The organism is Spirillospora sp. NPDC049024 (genome assembly GCF_040649235.1).
Classification (GTDB): Bacteria; Actinomycetota; Actinomycetes; order Streptosporangiales; family Streptosporangiaceae; genus Spirillospora.
In genome coordinates, this window is sequence record NZ_JBEZFD010000006.1 from 233,457 (window position 1) to 250,492 (window position 17,036).

Annotated in this window: 17 protein-coding genes; 8 read left to right on the plus strand and 9 right to left on the minus strand. The window is 72.9% G+C overall.

Features of this window, described 5'->3' with window-relative positions; translation table 11 throughout:
- The first annotated feature begins 48 nt into the window (after window positions 1–48).
- The gene (locus tag AB0C21_RS13590) at window positions 49–282 is read left to right on the plus strand and encodes a hypothetical protein (protein ID WP_149262463.1); all 234 of its coding nucleotides are present in this window, start codon (window positions 49–51) and stop codon (window positions 280–282) included.
- Between the two features lie 40 nt (window positions 283–322).
- On the opposite strand, the gene AB0C21_RS13595 is transcribed toward AB0C21_RS13590, so the two are convergent.
- Window positions 323–1,540 (minus strand): ABC transporter substrate-binding protein, encoded by a 1,218-nt coding sequence (locus AB0C21_RS13595; protein WP_500204299.1) that lies wholly within the window; start codon window positions 1,538–1,540, stop codon window positions 323–325.
- A 289-nt stretch (window positions 1,541–1,829) separates the two neighbouring features.
- Here AB0C21_RS13595 and AB0C21_RS13600 point away from each other — a divergent pair, with 289 nt between their 5' ends.
- The 6 genes from AB0C21_RS13600 (at window position 1,830) to AB0C21_RS13625 (ending at window position 8,015) form a co-directional block, all read left to right on the plus strand.
- On the plus strand, window positions 1,830–4,385 hold the full coding sequence (locus tag AB0C21_RS13600) for a sensor histidine kinase (RefSeq protein ID WP_500204300.1): 2,556 nt from the start codon (window positions 1,830–1,832) through the stop codon (window positions 4,383–4,385).
- Window positions 4,386–4,391: 6 nt separating this feature from the next.
- Window positions 4,392–4,769, plus strand: a complete 378-nt coding sequence (locus tag AB0C21_RS13605; protein ID WP_149262465.1) for a DUF742 domain-containing protein — start codon at window positions 4,392–4,394, stop codon at window positions 4,767–4,769.
- Window positions 4,750–5,406, plus strand: a complete 657-nt coding sequence (locus AB0C21_RS13610; protein ID WP_500204301.1) for a GTP-binding protein — start codon at window positions 4,750–4,752, stop codon at window positions 5,404–5,406. Before AB0C21_RS13605 ends, AB0C21_RS13610 begins: the two co-directional genes overlap by 20 nt.
- Before the next feature lie 13 nt (window positions 5,407–5,419).
- Window positions 5,420–6,469: a galactose-1-phosphate uridylyltransferase gene (galT, locus tag AB0C21_RS13615; protein ID WP_500204302.1), complete on the plus strand. Its 1,050-nt coding sequence runs from the start codon at window positions 5,420–5,422 to the stop codon at window positions 6,467–6,469.
- Between the two features lie 110 nt (window positions 6,470–6,579).
- Complete coding sequence (locus AB0C21_RS13620) at window positions 6,580–7,488, plus strand: WD40 repeat domain-containing protein (RefSeq protein ID WP_500204303.1); 909 nt, start codon at window positions 6,580–6,582, stop codon at window positions 7,486–7,488.
- Between the two features lie 5 nt (window positions 7,489–7,493).
- On the plus strand, window positions 7,494–8,015 hold the full coding sequence (locus tag AB0C21_RS13625; RefSeq protein WP_500204304.1) for an HAD domain-containing protein: 522 nt from the start codon (window positions 7,494–7,496) through the stop codon (window positions 8,013–8,015).
- Between the two features lie 91 nt (window positions 8,016–8,106).
- Here AB0C21_RS13625 and AB0C21_RS13630 read toward each other — a convergent pair whose 3' ends face one another.
- The 3 genes from AB0C21_RS13630 to AB0C21_RS13640 form a co-directional block, all read right to left on the minus strand.
- Window positions 8,107–9,039: a LamG-like jellyroll fold domain-containing protein gene (locus AB0C21_RS13630; RefSeq protein ID WP_500204305.1), complete on the minus strand. Its 933-nt coding sequence runs from the start codon at window positions 9,037–9,039 to the stop codon at window positions 8,107–8,109.
- 61 nt (window positions 9,040–9,100) lie between these two features.
- Window positions 9,101–11,194, minus strand: coding sequence for a PQQ-dependent sugar dehydrogenase (locus AB0C21_RS13635; RefSeq protein ID WP_500204306.1), 2,094 nt, complete (start codon window positions 11,192–11,194; stop codon window positions 9,101–9,103).
- Between the two features lie 86 nt (window positions 11,195–11,280).
- Window positions 11,281–11,607 (minus strand): hypothetical protein, encoded by a 327-nt coding sequence (locus AB0C21_RS13640; protein WP_500204307.1) that lies wholly within the window; start codon window positions 11,605–11,607, stop codon window positions 11,281–11,283.
- 44 nt (window positions 11,608–11,651) lie between these two features.
- Here AB0C21_RS13640 and AB0C21_RS13645 point away from each other — a divergent pair, with 44 nt between their 5' ends.
- Window positions 11,652–11,918: a hypothetical protein gene (locus AB0C21_RS13645; RefSeq protein WP_500204308.1), complete on the plus strand. Its 267-nt coding sequence runs from the start codon at window positions 11,652–11,654 to the stop codon at window positions 11,916–11,918.
- On the opposite strand, the gene AB0C21_RS13650 is transcribed toward AB0C21_RS13645, so the two are convergent.
- The 5 genes from AB0C21_RS13650 to AB0C21_RS13670 all read right to left on the minus strand — a co-directional run bounded on the left by AB0C21_RS13650 (window position 11,899) and on the right by AB0C21_RS13670 (window position 16,986).
- Window positions 11,899–12,729: a sugar phosphate isomerase/epimerase family protein gene (locus AB0C21_RS13650; protein WP_500204309.1), complete on the minus strand. Its 831-nt coding sequence runs from the start codon at window positions 12,727–12,729 to the stop codon at window positions 11,899–11,901. The genes AB0C21_RS13645 and AB0C21_RS13650 overlap by 20 nt on opposite strands.
- 16 nt (window positions 12,730–12,745) lie before the next feature.
- Window positions 12,746–13,861, minus strand: a complete 1,116-nt coding sequence (locus AB0C21_RS13655) for a dihydrodipicolinate synthase family protein (protein WP_500204310.1) — start codon at window positions 13,859–13,861, stop codon at window positions 12,746–12,748.
- On the minus strand, window positions 13,858–15,009 hold the full coding sequence (locus AB0C21_RS13660) for a Gfo/Idh/MocA family protein (protein WP_500204311.1): 1,152 nt from the start codon (window positions 15,007–15,009) through the stop codon (window positions 13,858–13,860). Before AB0C21_RS13660 ends, AB0C21_RS13655 begins: the two co-directional genes overlap by 4 nt.
- Window positions 15,010–15,121: 112 nt before the next feature.
- Window positions 15,122–15,943 carry an ABC transporter ATP-binding protein gene (locus AB0C21_RS13665; RefSeq protein WP_235037172.1) on the minus strand — a complete coding sequence of 274 codons (822 nt, stop codon included), beginning with the start codon at window positions 15,941–15,943 and terminating at the stop codon, window positions 15,122–15,124.
- 20 nt (window positions 15,944–15,963) lie between these two features.
- On the minus strand, window positions 15,964–16,986 hold the full coding sequence (locus AB0C21_RS13670; protein ID WP_500204312.1) for an ABC transporter substrate-binding protein: 1,023 nt from the start codon (window positions 16,984–16,986) through the stop codon (window positions 15,964–15,966).
- Window positions 16,987–17,036: the final 50 nt, after the last annotated feature.

The following is a 17,036-nucleotide window of genomic DNA, read 5'->3' on the forward strand; positions in this document are numbered from 1 at the left end:
GCGGAAGGCCGCTTCTCGATCGATCGTTTGTTCGAGTAGGGTCGAGGCGTGCAGGCTCTCGAACACGTCCCGTTCCTGTGTCCGGCGGGGCACAGGCTCCACCCGGGCCGGGTCATCGTCGGCTGGTCGCCGTGCGTCTGCCCGCCCTGCGACAGGCGGGGCCGCGGGCTGCGCGGCCACCGCACCTACCTGTGCCTCGACTGCAAGGACGAGCACGTCACGACGAAGTGCTACCTGCCCCACCACGTCCCGTCGGAGGGCGCCGAGTACCGCTGGCCCTGACGTCCGCGACCCGACCCGCGGGGCGCCGGGGAGGAGCGTCTCAGCCCTTGATCTGGGTCCAGGCCTGGGCCCAGCGGGAGTAGTCCACGCACTTGCTGCCGCGGTCGTCGCCGCAGTCCTTCACCGGGGTCTTCCAGAACGCCAGGCGCTTGTAGAACTCCGGGTCGCCGACGTGGTAGGTCGAGCAGAACCCCTTGGCGGTGTAACCGCACGCCTTGGGGTTGGCGGGCGCCTCGCCGAACCACTGGGCGACCTCCGCCTGCACCTTCGGCGTGGTGATCCAGCTCATCCACTTGTACATGCAGGTCGGATGCTGGGCCTTCGAGGAGATCATCCAGGTGTCGGACCAGCCGGTCGCGCCCTCGGTCGGGATCGTCGTGGCGACCGGCGCCTTGTCCGTCATGGCCAGGTTCGCGGTCACCTGCCAGGCGGTGCCGGCGTAGTTGTAGCCGCTCTTGAACGACTGGAGTTCGTCCAGGTAGTTCGCCCAGTACTGGTTGACGTTCGGGCGCTGCTGCTTCAGCAGGTCGACCGCGGCGTCGAACTGCTTCTCGTCCAGTTCGTACACGTCGGTGATCTTCAGGTCGGGGCGGTGCGTCTTGAGGTAGAGCGCCGCGTCCGCGATGTAGATGGGGGAGTCGTAGGCGACGACGTGCCCGGCCGCGGGGGAGTTCTTGTCCCACACCACGTTCCACGAGGTCGGACGCTGCGTGATCTTGTCCGTCCGGTACATCAGCATGTTGGCGCCGTAGCCGTGCGGGATGCCGTACATCTGCCCGCGGACGGAGTTGTACGGCTGGTTCTTCAGGTACTTGGCGACGTCCTCCCAGTTCGCGACCAGGCCGGTGTTGACGGGCGCGACCGTCCCGCCGTAGATGAGCCGGAGGCTCGCGTCGCCGGACGCCGACACGCCGTCGTACTGCCCGGTCTTCATCAGCGCGACCATCGAGTCGGAGGTGTCGGCGACCTTCGTGTAGACCTTGCAGCCGGTCGCCTTCGTGAACGGCGTGACCCAGTCGACCTTCGGGTCGTTCGTGCCGTTCTCGGCGTACCCCGCCCAGGCGACCAGGTCGAGCCGGCCCTCCGGGGTGCCGAGTTCCTGCAGCATCGGGACGTCGGGCGGCGCGGCGGTCCCGCCGGAGTCGCCGCTGCAGGCGCCGGTCAGCGCCGCCGCGGCCAGTGCCCCCGCGGCGAGGAGGGCCCGGCGGGGACGGGCCGGAGAGCGCACGGTCGTCGTCGCTTCTGGGGTACGAGCCATCACGCTGAGGCATCGTAGGGGTATTTTGGGCCATCCGTCGCCACAAAACGTGATGATCTGGAAACTGTCGACACATAGCGGCCGTCCGGCCTAGGCTCTCCTGCGTTCCGCGCGAGCCGCCCCGCGCAGTCGAAGCCCGTCCGCCACCCGCCACCTGCCCGTCCCGTCCGCCCCGAGTGAAGGTTCAGCCGCAGTGCCAAATCGAGGCCGCACCACGGACTCGTCCGCCGGTCACCGGCGGGCTCCCAAAGCCGCGCGTTTCCGGTCCATCCGCTTCAAGGTCGTCCTGATGGTCACCGTGTCGGTGGTCTCCCTCGGCGTGCTGTGGGCGTTCGCCGCGAGCATCGCGCTCGGAGAGGGGCTCAACCTCCGCCACGTCAAGACCGTCCAGGACCACTACGGCTACCCGTCGGGCGCGCTCGGCAGCGCCCTGCAGGCCGAGCGGCGGCTGTCGATGGTCTACCTCGGCGGCCACGCGGAGGGCGACCGCGCCGCCATGGAGTCCGGCCGCCTGGTCACCGACCGGCAGGCCGAGCTGTTCCGCCGGCTCGCCAGGTCCGAGGCCGTCCAGGGCGCCGCCTCGCAGGACGCCCGGCGCATCGCCGGCAAGATCCTCGCCGAGCTGGACGGGCTGGACGACCGGCGCCGCGCCATCGACGCCGGCCGCCTGAACCGGGCGCGCGCCTTCGCCGACTACACGACCCTGCTCGGCGACGTCGGCGCCCTGCAGGGCTCACTCGCCACGCTGAACAACTCCGAGGTCGCCAAGGACGCCCGCAACGAGGCGTCGCTGACCCGTGCCCGCGAGGCCCTCGCGCAGGAGGACGCGCTGCTGGCGGGCGCGATCGCCGCCGGCAGGATCACCCCCGACGAGCACGCCCAGTACACCAAGCTCGTCGGCACGCAGCGCACCCTCTACACCTACACCGCGGCCGAGCTGCGCTCGCCCGACCAGTCCTACTACCAGCGCATCGTCGAGATGCCCGAGTACGGCCGGCTGCGGACGCTGGAGGACCGCTTCGTCGCCTCGCCCCGGCTGGTCAACTCCGCCGGCACGGCCGGCGTGCTGTGGAAGACCACCGCCGACTCCAACCTCACCCGGCTGCGCGGCCTCGAACTGGCGGTGTCCGCGGGCGCCGAGGAGCGCGCCCAGCCGATCTCCGAGGGCATCATCACCCGCGTCGTCCTCGCGGGCGCGCTCGGAGTGGTCGCGGTCGTCGCGACCCTCGTCCTCGCGATCTGGGTCGCCCGGTCGGTCATCCGCGAGCTGGCCCGGCTGCGCCGCGAGGCGATCGACCTGGCCGACGTCCGGCTGCCCGGCGTCATCCGCCGGCTGCGCCGCGGCGAGGAGGTCGACGTGGCCGCCGAGGCGCCGCCGCTGTCGTTCGGCACCCGCGAGATCGACCAGGTGGGCGACGCGTTCAACGCCGCGCGCCGCACCGCGATCCAGAGCGCGGTCGAGGAGGCGACGCTCCGCCGCAACGTCAGCGACGTGTTCGTCAACCTCGCCCGCCGCAGCCAGACGCTGCTGCACCGCCAGCTCAAGCTGCTGGACTCGATGGAGCGGCGCATCGAGACCCCCGACGACCTGGAGGACCTGTTCCGGGTCGACCACCTCGCCACCCGCATGCGCCGGCACGCCGAAGGCCTGATCATCCTGTCCGGGCAGGCGCCCGGCCGCGGCTGGCGCAGCCCCGTCGCGATCGTGGACGTCGCCCGCGCCGCCGCCTCCGAGGTCGAGGACTACACCCGGGTCAACGTCGCCCCGATGACCCGCGCCGCGATCGTCGGCCCGGCCGTCGCCGACGTCATCCACCTGCTCGCCGAGCTGATCGAGAACGCCGCCACGTTCTCGCCGCCGCACACGACCGTCCAGGTGCACGGGCAGGCCGTCTCGCACGGCTTCACGCTGGAGGTCGAGGACCGCGGCCTCAGCATGGACGAGCCCAGCCTCGCCGCCGCCAACGAGCGGCTCGCCACCGCCGCCGAGTTCGACCTGTCCGACAGCGCGCAACTCGGCCTGTTCGTCGTCGGGCGGCTGGCCCGCCGGCACGGCATCAAGGTCACCCTGCGGACGTCCCCCTACGGCGGCATGACCGCGATCGTGCTGCTGCCCGAGGAACTCGTCGTCCCCGACGAGGGCGACACGGTGAGCGGCGCGCCCGCGCTCACCACCCGCCGCGCGGAGGACGCGCTCGTCCCCGTCGGCACGGTCGTCGGCGGCGGCCGCGGCGGCCCGCAGGCGGCGCTGGACGGCGGCGAGGGCGGGTCCGTGCTGCACCTGCCGTCCGGGAGGCACGCCGCGCCGTCCGCGCCGTCCCCGCAGCCTCCGCAGTCTCCGCCGCAGGAGCCCCTCGTCCAGCCCGCTCGTCCCTTCATCCCTCCGGCCGCCCCCGCGCCCCCGCACTCGGCGCCGTCCCCGATCCAGTCCTCCATGCAGTCCTCCGCGTCGAACGGGGAACCGGACGCGCTGACCGGGCCCATCCCGGTGTTCGAGGAGCCGATGCAGGGCCCGGCGCCGGGGCCCCGGTCGGCGCCCTCGCCGTGGGGCGACCCGCCGTCCGAACCCGCATCACCGCCGCCCCCGCCGAGCGTGCCGCGCTCGCCCCGCGAGGTGCGGCGCCGTCCCCCCGGCGCGTCGGCCGGCGAGAAGCCCTCGCTGCCGAAGCGCGTCCGGCAGGAGAACATGGCCTCCCAGCTGCGCGAGGACCGCTCCGCGCCCGCCGCGCCGGCACCGGCCCCGCGCGCCGACCGGTCGCCCGAGCAGCTGCGGTCGATGATGTCGTCCATCCAGCAGGGCACCCGGCGCGGCCGCGCCGAGTCCCTCGACACCGAGGAATCGTGACGGACCATGACCGGTCCTGGCAACGAATGGCTCGATGACGAGGCCGGCCCGATCGTCCGGTCGTACGCGCTCACCCGCGGGCGGGCCAGGCCCGCGACCGGTGAGGCCTTCGACATGATCACGATAGTCTCGACCGCGGCGCGGCCCCGCTCCGGCTCGCCCGGCATCGGCCCCGAGCATCTCGACATCCTGGAGATGTGCCTGCAACCGCAGCCGGTGGCGGAGATCGCGGCGCGGATGCGGCTGCCGCTGGTCGTCGTGCGGGTGCTGCTCGGCGACCTGCTCCACCACCGGCTCATCACCGCCACCCGTCCCCAACAGGAGAGCACGCTCTCCAAGGAACGTCTGCTGAGGGAAGTGCTCCATGGTCTCCAAGCCCTCTGAGAACGCCGGCGCGGCCGCCGGAGGGAGCGCGGGGCCGTCCCCCCACGAGGGGTCCGCCCCGGCGACCCCCGTCGCGGTGAAGATCCTCGTCGCCGGGGGCTTCGGCGTCGGCAAGACCACGCTCGTCGGCTCCGTCAGCGAGATCCGCCCGCTCCAGACCGAGGAACTGCTCACCGACCGGGGCGTCGGCGTCGACGACACCGAGGGCGTCGAGCAGAAGACGACCACCACGGTCGCCATGGACTTCGGCCGCATCACGATCCGCGACGGCCTCGTGCTGTACCTGTTCGGCACGCCCGGCCAGGACCGGTTCTGGTTCATGTGGGACGAGCTGTCCTTCGGGGCGCTCGGCGCCGTCGTGCTCGCCGACACCCGCCGCCTCGCGGACTGCTTCCCCGCCGTCGACTACTTCGAGAACCGGGGCCTGCCGTTCGTCATCGCGGTGAACTGCTTCGACGACGGCTACGACTACACGCCCGTGGAGATCCGCGAGGCGCTCGACCTCAGTGAGGGCACCCCGGTCGTGCTCTGCGACGTCCGGGAGCGCACGTCCGGCAAGGAGGTGCTGACGACGCTGGTCAGGTACCTGCTGTCGGTGCACGAGGAGGAGACGCGCGCGGGCGCCCCGGCGCTGTAGGCTGCCGGTCGAGATGAACCGGACAAAGGCGCGGCTCTCGGACGGCCGCGAGATCGTCTACTACGACGAGTCGCCCGGCCGGGTGCCCGTCGCCGACCCGCGCGGCCTCCCGCCCGTCGAGCCGGTGTGCGAGACCCGCCGCGACCCGCTGACCGGCGACCACGTCACGATCACGGCGCACCGCAACACGCGGACGTTCCTGCCGCCCGCCGACCAGTGCCCGCTGTGCCCCGGCGGCCCCGCCTCGGAGATCCCCGACCCGTCCTACGACGTCGCGGTGTTCGAGAACCGCTTCCCGTCCTTCGACGTCCGCACCCCGCCGGTGCCGCCCTCGATCGACGGCGTCGAGCGGTCCCGCGGCGCCGGGCGCTGCGAGGTCGTGTGCTTCACCGACGACCACTCCGCGTCGATGTCGCTGCTGCCCGTCTCCCGCGTCCGGACGGTGATCGACGCGTGGGCCGACCGCACCGCCGAGCTGTCGGCGATCCCCGGCGTCGCGCAGGTCTTCGCGTTCGAGAACCGCGGCGTCGAGATCGGCGTGACCCTGCACCACCCGCACGGCCAGATCTACGCCTACCCGTTCGTGACCCCGCGCACCGAGCGGATGCTGGCGTCGGCCGCCGCGAACCCGGACCTGTTCGGCGACGTGCTGAAGGCCGAGCGCGCCGGCAGCCGCGTCGTGCTGTCCGGCGAGCACTGGACGGCCTATGTCCCCGCCGCCGCCCGCTGGCCGGTCGAGGTGCACCTGACGCCGCACCGCCACGTCCCCGACCTGACCGCCCTCGACGCGGGGGAGCGCGACGAGCTGGCCGTCCTCTACCGGGACCTGCTGCGCCGCTGCGACGCCCTCTACGACACGCCGCTGCCGTACGTCGCGGGGTGGCACCAGGCGCCGGTCGGCGAGGGCCGCGACCTGCTCCGCCTGCACCTGGAGCTGTTCTCGATCCGCCGCGCCGCCGACAAGGTCAAGTACCTGGCGGGCTCGGAGTCGGGCATGGCCGCCTGGATCAACGACGTCCCCCCGGAGGACGTCGCCGCCCGCCTGCGCGCCGCCGGCGGATGACGGGCGTCACCATCGGGTGACACGCGCGGCCGACGGGTAACGCGGGCCTCACCCGCCCGATTTCGCGACTGCGTGGAACGATCTGCGCCGGGTGGCCTACGCTCCCACGCATGCCGGAAAGCGTGCTGGCGGGCCCGTTGGCGCGCGGGTCCTTCGACGGCGTCGCCGCCACCGCGGAGCGACCGCCGCTGGCCTTCACGTCCCGCGTCGGGCAGGGCGTGAACACCGGCCAGGCGTGGGACCTCGCGGCCGGCGCGCCGCTCGGGCCGCCGATCCCCGACTTCCCCGCCGACCGGGCCGACTGGGCGTTCGGCGTCCCCGCCGGGTCGCCGACCGTCGCCTGGACGCACCGCGACCGCCTCCACGTCCACGACCTCGGCACGGGCCGCGACGTCATCCTGGACGCCCACCCCGACCTGCTCGGCCTCGCCGTCCACCACGGCCGCGCCGCCGTCGTCGCGGTCTTCGGCCCGGCCAGCGACGCCGAGGTGGCGGTGTGGGACGCCCTCACCGGCGACCGGCTCGCCGGATTCCACCTCTGGCTCGGCCACGGCAGCGCCGTCGACCGCCGCCTCCTGCACGCGACGCCCGCGACGGGCCCGCTCGCCGCCCTGACCGGGGACTCCGCGACCACCCTCCTCGACCTCGAACGCGGCGAGGAGATCGCCGCCGTGCCGACCGCCGCCGGGTCCCTCGCCCCGTCCCCGGACGGCCTCGTCCTCGTCTGCCCGACCCCGGATGACCTGGGCGTGCACGGCCTGGACGGCGCCCGCCTCGCGTCCCTGTCCGTCCCCGCCCCCGTCGACCAGACGGCCGCCGCCCTGGTCGACGGTCACCTCCTGGTGGCCGCCGTCCTCCAGGACGCCCCCGACACCCTCTTCGCCTGGAACGCCGCCGCCCCGGCCCCGTCCCACCGCGTCAAGCTCCCGGCCCCCGCCAACGACCTGGCCCTGGCCCCGGACGGCACCCTCCTCGCCGCCACCGACACCGCCCTCTACACCGCCCGCTTATGTGGATAGGAGACGTGCCCCGTCCGGGATCCCGCGGCGCCCGTCCCCTCCTCTACCTCGACGTGGACGGAGTCCTGAACCCGGAAGCCCCGGTGGCGGGCTTCGCCGAGCACGCCGTCGGGCGGCTCACCGTACGCATCAACCCGGCGCACGCCGCCTGGCTCCGCGACCTCTCGGTGCCCTATGACCTGGTCTGGGCGACGACCTGGGAGGAGCACGCCAACCGGTACATCGGCCCGCTGCTGGATCTGCCGCGGCTTCCCCACGTGGCGATCTCCGACTACGTCCCCCGGCCCGGTGACCCCCGGACCCCGCTGCTGCAACTGCCGCGCATGCGCAAGTGGGCGCCGATTCTCCGCCACGCGGACGGCCGTCCCTTCGCCTGGGTGGACGATGTCATCCCCCTGACGGTCCGGCGCCAGGCGCTCCCGTACCGCCGAGGGCTGCGCCTGGTGCCCGTCCGGCCCCACGAGGGGCTGACCCGCCGGCATGTCGACGGCCTCCAGCGGTGGGCCGCGCGTCTCGGGCGCCGCTGAGCAGGGGCCGGAGCGAACCGGAGCGAACCGGAGCAAAGACGAGCACCGCCGGCGCCTGGCGGGCGCCGGCGGTGCCGGGGTGGGAAGGGGGTCAGCGGTTCGCGAACCTGTACTGGATGGCGGCCTCCTTCGCGGTGATGGCGCGGTCGAGGAACATCAGGCCGTCCATGCGGCAGTTGCAGGGGTTCTTCTCCGCGGTGTTCTGCGGGAAGCTGCCGCCGATCTTGATGCCGCGCGGGTCCGTGGCGGACGTGACGTCCGGCTCGGGCTCGCCTTCGAGGCCCCACGGGTCGCCGGCCGTGGTGTAGAAGCCCTCCAGCGGCCTGCCGTTCTTGTAGAGCGCCATCTCGCCGGTGTCGTAGTCGAACGTCGCGGCGAGGTGCACCCAGGTGTTCTGCGGGAGGATGCTCCGCCAGTCCTCGCTCGCGGCGAACGTCTGCGACTTCGAGCCGTCCACGCGGCGGCCGAGCGCGACGACGTGCAGGGTGCCGGAAACTTCGATGATCTCCAGCAGCGCGCGCACCGCGTGGCCGTCGGAGTCGCCCGTGAGCAGGCCGGACAGGCCGACCGCGTTGTAGACGTCGCTCGGGTTCGACGTCTCGGTGTTGGGGCTCGGGTTCGTGCCGGTCATCTTGAACCAGCCCGCGAGGGTCGCGCCCTTGGCGGAGCTGAACGCGTGCAGCGACGGGACGCCGGTCGCCGAGTAGATCCCGGCCTTCCAGTCGTCGTTGCCCTTCGCGGCCGGGTTCACCTGCCCGAGCTGGATGGCGTGCCGCCGCGCGCCGTCCCGGACCCGCATGTCCGTGCCGCCGTTGATGAGGTTGATCGCGGTGCCGGACCGTCCGCTGTCGGCCTCACGGGACGGGTCGCCCGGGACGGGGTGCTCGAAGTCGTAGTAGGAGACGAGGTTCTTCTTCAGCGGCGGGAAGACGCCGCCGGTCGAGGCGCTGGCCGGTGCTGCGACGCAGAGTGAGGCGCCCAGCAGCGCGGTGGTGAGTGCGGCGGTGCCGCGGCGGATGATCATGTCGACTCCTTGGAGTCCTCCGGGCGGGCGCCGCGAGCCGGCGCCCGCCCGGAGGAGGCCGTTACTTCGCCTGGGTTCCGCGGACCGTCAGGTCGCGGAGCCGGCCGATGTTGTCGAACGAGCCGAAGCCCACCCGGCCGGAGCCGAGGGTCCTGTCGAGGGCGGTGAAGACCGGCTTGGACGACCCGTCCACGTAGACGGCGATCTCACCGGTGTCCGCCCGGCGGTCCACCCGGACGCGGTGCCACGCCTCGTCGGTGATGGCCGGCGGGGCGCCGTGCGACCGGTTGGCGTTCCACTGCTGGTCGATGCGCAGCCGGTCGGCGCCGTTCACCAGGAAGATCCCGTTGTGCGGGTAGATGGTGTTGTCGCTGGACAGGTGCGCGTAGTAGAAGTGCGTGTCGTCCCGGTAGCCGAAGATGACGATCACGTCCCGGTTGCTGACCGACACCGGGGTGTCGAGCCGCACCTGCGCGTCGATCCGCGCCGAGCTGAGCACCGGTCCCTTGTTGAGCACCGCGTACTCGAACGGGCGGCGCGGCCCGGGGCGCTGCTGGCCCTCCTCGGCGAGGACGACCTGGTCGCCGGGGAACTCCCACTTGGACGGGGTGACGGGAGCCCAGTCCTTGGCGTCCATCGCGTTCCCGATGCGGACCGGGCCCGCCGCGCCGGCCGCGACCCGCTTCGTCCCGACGACCTTCCAGATCTTGCCGTTGGCCTTGGCGAGCAGGTAGGGCTCGCCCTTCGCGTCCGACCCGTACCGCAGGTCGACGCGCTGGTCACCGGCCAGCTCCCGCATCGTGACGGGCTTGCCGGAGGTGTCGTAGGCCGCCAGCTCGTAGATCTGCGCGCGGTTCCTGCCGGTCGCGTCGTGCTTCATCTCCGACTCTTCGGTGTACATGAGCCGGCCGTCCACGATGTCGGTGAACAGGTACTTGCCGCGCAGTGCGGGCAGCCGGGCGCCCCGGTACACGTAGCCGCCGGAGATGGCGTGGCCCACGTCGCTGCTGCAGTTCCAGTCGGCGGGCGGGTCGTGGTCGTAGGCCGCGAGCGGGTACTCGTAGTCGTACTCGTCGTCGTCGGCCGGCAGCGGGTACAGGTGGCAGCGGTCGTCCTTGCGGAACGTGAACGCGCCCTCCCGCTCGCTCCACCCGATGTTCGCGCCGGGGTAGAGCTCGTGGATCGACTCGATCTCGTGCTCGCCGATGTGCGCGAGGAACATCCGGTGCGTGCCGCCGGTGTCCCAGCTGAACCGGTGCGGGTCGCGCATGCCGTAGGCGTAGATCTCGCCGACCTTGCCGGGCTGCCCGGCGTAGGGGTTGTCGGCGGGGATGCCGTACTTGCCGTTCGCACTGTTGTTCCCGGCCGGGTCGATCCGCAGGACCTTGCCCTGGGGGACGGCCAGGTTCTGCGGGTCGCCGCCGTTGTCGCCGACGTTGCCGTTGCCGCCGTCGCCGACCGACAGGTAGAGCTTGCCGTAGTCGGCGTCGCCCGGGCGGGCGTTGGGGTTGAAGTCGATCTGCTGGAGGTTGTGGATGCGGCCGGCGAACCCGATGCGCAGAAGTTCGCGGTGCGTCCCGGAGAACGTGTCCGCCTTGGGGTCGTCCGCCGTCCACTCGTCGATGACGCCGTGGTAGCCGGTCTTCGGCTGCGGGGTGAGGTCGGGCGTCTTGGTCTTGAGCGCGTTGCCCGCCTCGACGTGCGCGGTGTAGAACTTCCCGTTCTTCCGGAAGTCGGGGTGGAACGCGACGAATCCGAAGCCCTGTCCGAGTCCGGCCTGGGAGAAGAAGTCGGGCGCGAACGTGGCGGCGACGTCCAGGTAGACGTGCGGGGTGCGGGTCTTCTTGTCGAGCAGGTACAGGTTGCCGTTCAGGTCGGGCACGTACAGGCGGCCCGAGTGGTCGGGGACCTCACCGACGTAGTTGATGCGGTTCCACCGCAGCAGCCGCGGGTCGGTGGGGGTGCCGGTCGGCGTCGACTTCGGCAGCTGCGCGACCTCCTGGAGGACGAGGCCGAGGCCGGACGGGGCGGGGTCTTCGGGGATCGGGTCGAGGATCGGCGCGTCGTCGCGCGCCTGCGCCGCCGGGGGGACGGTGAGCAGCGGCAGCAGCAGCGCCGCGATCGTGAGGAGACACCAGCTGAGTTTTCTTCGCATTCCGGCCGTCCTAGGGTGGGGATCGGTGGCTGGAAAGCGCTTTCTGGAAGCGCTTTCCAGAACGTACGACCGGTCTCGCCCGCACGTCAAGGACGAATTTCGGGCCAGCCGGATGTGGACATCGCGTCATGACCCCGTCCGCCGGAAGCCCGCCGGGACCACGCGTGGGCGAGCGTCGCGGCCGCGGAGACGACGAGGCCGACCGGGGCCGCGGCCGCATGGCCCGCCAGGGTCAGCGCCACGGCCGCCGCCGCGCCGGGCGCCCAGATCCACGTCGCCACGGGCCGTCCCGCGCGCCCGCGCCGCCGCCGCGCGAACTCCGCCGCCATCGGCGGGACGAGCGCCGGCAGCGCCGCCGCCAGCACCGTCAGCCATTCGAGCAGCATCCGGTCGACCCGGAGCGCCGCGAGCACCGCCCCGCGCGACGAGGCCGATCAGCGCGACCGCGGTCAGGGTGGTGACGACCGCGACCGCGTTCCACCGGCCGCTGCCGGCGACCAGCACCGCGACCGTGGGGACGGTCAGCGCGGCGCCGCCCACCACCAGGACCGGGACGGGCAGCGCGCCGCCGTGCCGCCCGCCGATCTGCGCCCCGAGGACGAGCGCGCCGGGCGCCGTCCCGATCCCGAGCCACGCCCCGGCCGCCGCCCGCCACGTCCGGCCGCCGCCGGCCCCGGACGTGCGCGGGCGCGCCGGAGCGGACGTCACGCCCGGTCTTCCTTGATGGCGGGTTCCTTCAGGACGTGCTCCTCGAAGCGGGCCAGTGTGAGGGCGAGGGCCTCGGGGCCCGGCATGGCCCACAGCGCGCCGTTGAAGATCTCCACCTCGATCGGGCCGGTGTAGCCGGTGGCGTCGACGGCCTCGCGGAACCGGCGAAGCTCGACGCATCCGTCACCGAGCATGCCGCGTCCGGTGAGGGCGCCCTCGGGGAGCGGCGTGACCCAGTCGGCGACCTGGAACAGCGAGATCCGGCCCTCGGCGCCCGCGCGGGCGATGCCGTCCCACGCCGCCGGGTCCCACCACAGGTGGTAGGTGTCGACCATGACGCCCACCTGGGCGGACGGGAAGGGCGCCGCCAGGTCGAGCGCCTGGCCGAGGGTGGAGACGACGCACCGGTCCGAGCAGAACATCGGGTGCAGCGGCTCGATCGCGAGCTGGACGCCGTGCTCGCCCGCGAAGGGCGCGAGCTCGGCCAGGACGTCGGCGACGCGCGAGCGCGCCCCGTCCAGGTCGCGGGAGCCCTCCGGCAGGCCGCCGCTGACCAGGCACAGGGCGGGCGCGCCCAGCTCGGCCGCCTCCTCGACGGCGCGGCGGTTGCTCTCCAGCGCGTCCGGCTCCTGGAAGAACCCGCCCCGGCACAGGGACGTGACCGCCAGCCCGTGGTCGCGCATGAGCCTGCCGGTGCGGGCCAGGCCGTACTCGGCGACGGGCTCCCGCCAGAGCCCGACGCCCGTCACCCCGGCGGACGCGCAGCCGGCGGCCAGCTCCGGCAGCGCCCAGTACCGGGTCGTCCACTGGTTGAGGCTGAACCTCATCGGGTGCCTCCCCTCATCACGCGGCCCCCTGGACGGTCAGCCAGGCGCGCATCCGGTGCGCCGCGAGGCCGGGGTCGGGGAAGAGGCCGGCGGCGTCGGCGAGCTGGAAGAGGCGGACCATGTGCGGCACGGAACGCGCGGTCTCCAGCCCGCCGACCATCCGGAAGTGCCGCTGGTGACCGGTCAGCCAGGCCAGGAACACCACACCCGTCTTGTAGTAGTAGGTGGGGGTCTCGAAGAGGTGCCGGGCCAGCGGCACCGTCGGCTCGAAGATCTCCTCGTAGGACGCGGTGTCGCCGTCGTCGAGCGCGTGCAGCGCCGCCGCGGCGGCGGGCGCGATCGGGTCGAAGATTCCGAGCAGCGCGTCGCTGTGCCCCTCGGCGTCGCCCCGGATCAGCTCCGGATAGTTGAAGTCGTCCCCGGTGTAGAGCCGGACCCCGGACGGCAGCCGGCGGCGGAGGTCGACCTCCCGCCCCGCGTCCAGCAGCGAGATCTTGACGCCGTCGATCCGGGACGCGTGCTCGCCGATCAGGGCGAGCAGCGCGCCGGCCGCGACGTCGAGGTCGTCGGAACCCCAGTAGCCCTCCAGCGCCGGGTCGAACATCGGGCCCAGCCAGTGCAGCACGACCGGCCGCTCGACCTGCGCGAGCAGCCGCCCGTACACCGAGGCGTAGTCCTCCGGGCCGCTCGCCGCGGCGGCCAGGTGGCGGCTCGCCATCAGCACCGGCACCGCGGCCACGGACTCGATGACGGCCAGCTGCTCCTCGTAGGCGGCGGCGATCTCCGCCAGGGACGCGGGCCCCGGCGGCAGCTGGTCGGTGCCCGCGCCGCAGACGATCCGGCCCCCTTCTGAAAGCGCTTCCTCACTGCTCCGCACGATGAGCTCGCGGGTCGTCGTCCAGTCCAGGCCCATGCCGCGCTGGGCGGTGTCCATCGCCTCGGCGACGCCAAGCCCGTAGGACCACAGGTGCCGCCGGAACGCGAGCGTCGCGTCCCAGTCCAGCGTCTCGCCGCCCGCGACCACGTGCGCGGCCGCGTACGCGACCCGCGACGCGCTGGGCCCGGCGGGCGGCTTGTAGGTGCGCGGCTCGCTCATCGCGTGGCCGGGCGCCCCGGGCAGATCGATCCTCATGGCGTCAGCTCCGGGACGTCCAGCCGGCGGCCTTCCCGCCATGCCCGGAGGCCGAGTTCGGCGAGCTGGACGCCGCGCGCCCCGGCGTAGAAGTCCCAGGGGAAGGGGCCGTCGTCGGCGACGTGCCGCAGGAACATCTCCCACTGGGCCTTGAAGCCGTTGTCGAACTCGGTGTTGTCGGGGACCTCCTGCCACTGGGAGCGGAAGTCCTCGGTGGCGGGGAGGTCGGGGTTCCACACCGGCTTGGGCGTCATCGAGCGGTGCTGGACGCGGCAGCGCCGCAGCCCCGCGACCGCCGACCCCTCGGTGCCGTCGACCTGGAACTCCACCAGCTCGTCGCGGAACACCCGCGTCGCCCAGGAGGAGTTGATCTGCGCGACGATCCCGCCGTCCAGCTCGAAGATCCCGTAGGCGGCGTCGTCGGCGGTGGCCTGGTAGGGCTTGCCGTGCTCGTCCACCCGCTCGGGGATGTGGGTGGCCCCGAGCGCCTGCACCGAGCGCACCGGCGCGATCACCCCGTCCAGGACGTACCGCCAGTGGCAGAACATGTCCAGGATGATCCCGCCGCCGTCCTCGGCCCGGTAGTTCCAGCTCGGCCGCTGCGCCTCCTGCCAGTCGCCCTCGAAGACCCAGTAGCCGAACTCGCCGCGCACCGACAGGATCCGCCCGAAGAACCCGCCGTCCACCAGCCGCTTGAGCTTGAGCAGCCCCGGCAGGAACAGCTTGTCCTGGACGACGCCGTGCTTGACCCCCGCCTCGTCGGCGAGCCGGGCCAGCGCGACCGCGGTCTCCAGGTCCTCGGCGAGGGGCTTCTCGGTGTAGATGTGCTTGCCCGCCGCCACCGCCGCGCGGATCGCGTCGACCCGCGCGCTGGTGACCTGGGCGTCGAAGTAGACGTCGGTGTCCGGACGCGCCAGCGCCTCGGCCAGGTCGGTCGTCCACGCCGTCAACCCGTGCCGCTCCGCCAGCTCGCGCAGCTTCGCCTCGCTGCGTCCCACCAGCACGGGCTCGGGCCACAGCACGGTGCCCTCGGCCGTGCGCACCCCGCCCTGCTCCCTGATCGCGAGGATCGAGCGGAGGAGATGCTGGCGGTACCCCATCCGGCCGGTGACGCCGTTCATGACGATCCCGATGGACCTGCGTGCCATCCCGTTCCTTCCTAGCCTGTCGTGTGTCGTGTGCTGTGCGCCTTGCTCGGCGCGCGCCCGGTCGGCCGGCCGCGGCTCCGCCCCCGGTCGGCCGTCCGCCGCCCCGGCCCGGTCAGTCGGCCGCGGCGCCCGCGCCGAGGAGGCCCCGGACGCGGTTGGTGACGCGGGCGAACTCCGGGCGGGCCATGGTGGCGGCGTAGTCGCGCTCCGGGGGCAGGTCGACGTCGATGATCTCGGCGATCGAGCCGGGCCGGTCGGTCATCACCACGACGCGGTTGGCCAGGTAGGCCGCCTCCGCGATCGAGTGCGTGACCAGCAGCACGGTCGTGCCCGTCTCCCGCCAGATCCGGTTCATCTCGATGTTGAGCTGCTCGCGGGTGAGGGCGTCGAGGGCGCCGAACGGCTCGTCCATCAGCAGGACGCGCGGCTCGTGCAGCAGGGCGCGGCACAGCGCGACCCGCTGCTGCATGCCGCCGGACAGCTCGTGCGGCAGCGCGTCCTCGAAGCCCTTCAGACCGGTCATCTCGATCAGCTCGGCGGTCCGCCTGCGCGCCTGCTCGGCCGGCATCTTGCGCATCTCCGCCTGGAGCAGGATGTTCTTGCGGGCGCTGCGCCACTCCAGCAGCGCGGCCCGCTGGAACACGTAGCCGATGTCGTGGCGCGGGCCCGCGACCTTCTCGCCGCGCAGCCGCACGTCCCCGGTCGAGGGCTTCAGCAGCCCCGCGACCAGCTTCAGCATCGTGGACTTGCCGCAGCCGGACGGGCCGACGATCGCGACGAACTCCCCCATGGGGACGTCCAGCGAGACCTCGCGCAGGGCGGTGACGTCGCGCTTGCGGCTGCGGAACCGGACGGCGACCTCGTCGAGGCTGACGGCCGTCTCCCGGTCCGCGCTCCGCTCCGCGCCCGGAGTGCCGGTGGATTGCTTGCTCATGATCCTCATCGCTCGTCCCGTCAGGTCTGCGGCGCGGCCGACGACTGCCAGTACTCCGCCGGCGCCTGCGCCTTCCCGATGACCCCGGCCTGCTGGAAGGTGCTGATCGTCTGCTTCCAGTCGTCCTCGGTGTTCACGCCGGGCGCCTTGCCCTGCGTCGCGGGGGTGTGCAGCAGCGTCAGCGTGGTCTTGAACTGCTCGGTGAGGACCTTCTCCGGCGGGAGCTGCTCGGACGCGCCCGCCATGCTCGCGATGGCGCCCGCCTGGTCGGCCTCCGCGGCCGTCCACGACTCGCTCGTGGCCGCGACCATCTCCTTGACGAGCTCGGCGTCGCTCTTCAGCTTCCGCTCGCCGGCCAGCAGGCCGTTGGAGTAGAAGTTCAGCCCGAAGTCGGAGTACCGCAGGATCGAGACCTCCTTGCCGGACTTGGCGGCCATCGTCGGGCCCTGGTCGTTGGCGAAGCCCATCAGCCCGGCGGTCTTCCCGGACAGCACCGCGGCCATCTTCCCGGCCGGGTCGGTGTTCTGGACGGGGACGTCGCTCGCGCTCATCCCGTTCTTCTGCAGGAACACCGGGAAGGTGCGCGCCAGCGCGTCCCCGGCCGTCCCGGCGATCTTCTTGCCCTTCAGGTCGGCGGGCTTCTTGATCCCGGCCGAGGTGAACGACTGCACGGACGCGGGCGTCGTCTGCAGGAAGACGCCGATGCTCTTGACCGGCATGCCCTTGTCGACGGCGGCGAGCAGGGCGGGCGTGTCGGCCCAGCCGAAGTCGGTCTGCCCGGCGCCGGTGGCCTGGACGGTCTTCTGCGAGCCCTGGCCCGCCTTGATCTCCAGGTCGATGCCGTGCTTTTCGAAGATGCCCTTCTTCTTGCCGTAGTAGAACGGCGCGTGCTCGCCGTAGGGGTACCAGTTCAGGGTCAGCGTGACCTTGGTCAGCTTCTTGCCCGAGGCGCTGGTGGTCTCTCCGGAGTCACCGCCGCAGGCGGTGGCGGCGAGCGCCACGGCCGGAGCCAGGACGGCGATGGCGAGGTTGCGGAGTTTCATAGGACGGCCCTCCGTAGGGGGGTGGGTTGTCTCGGCCGTTGGTGTCGGGA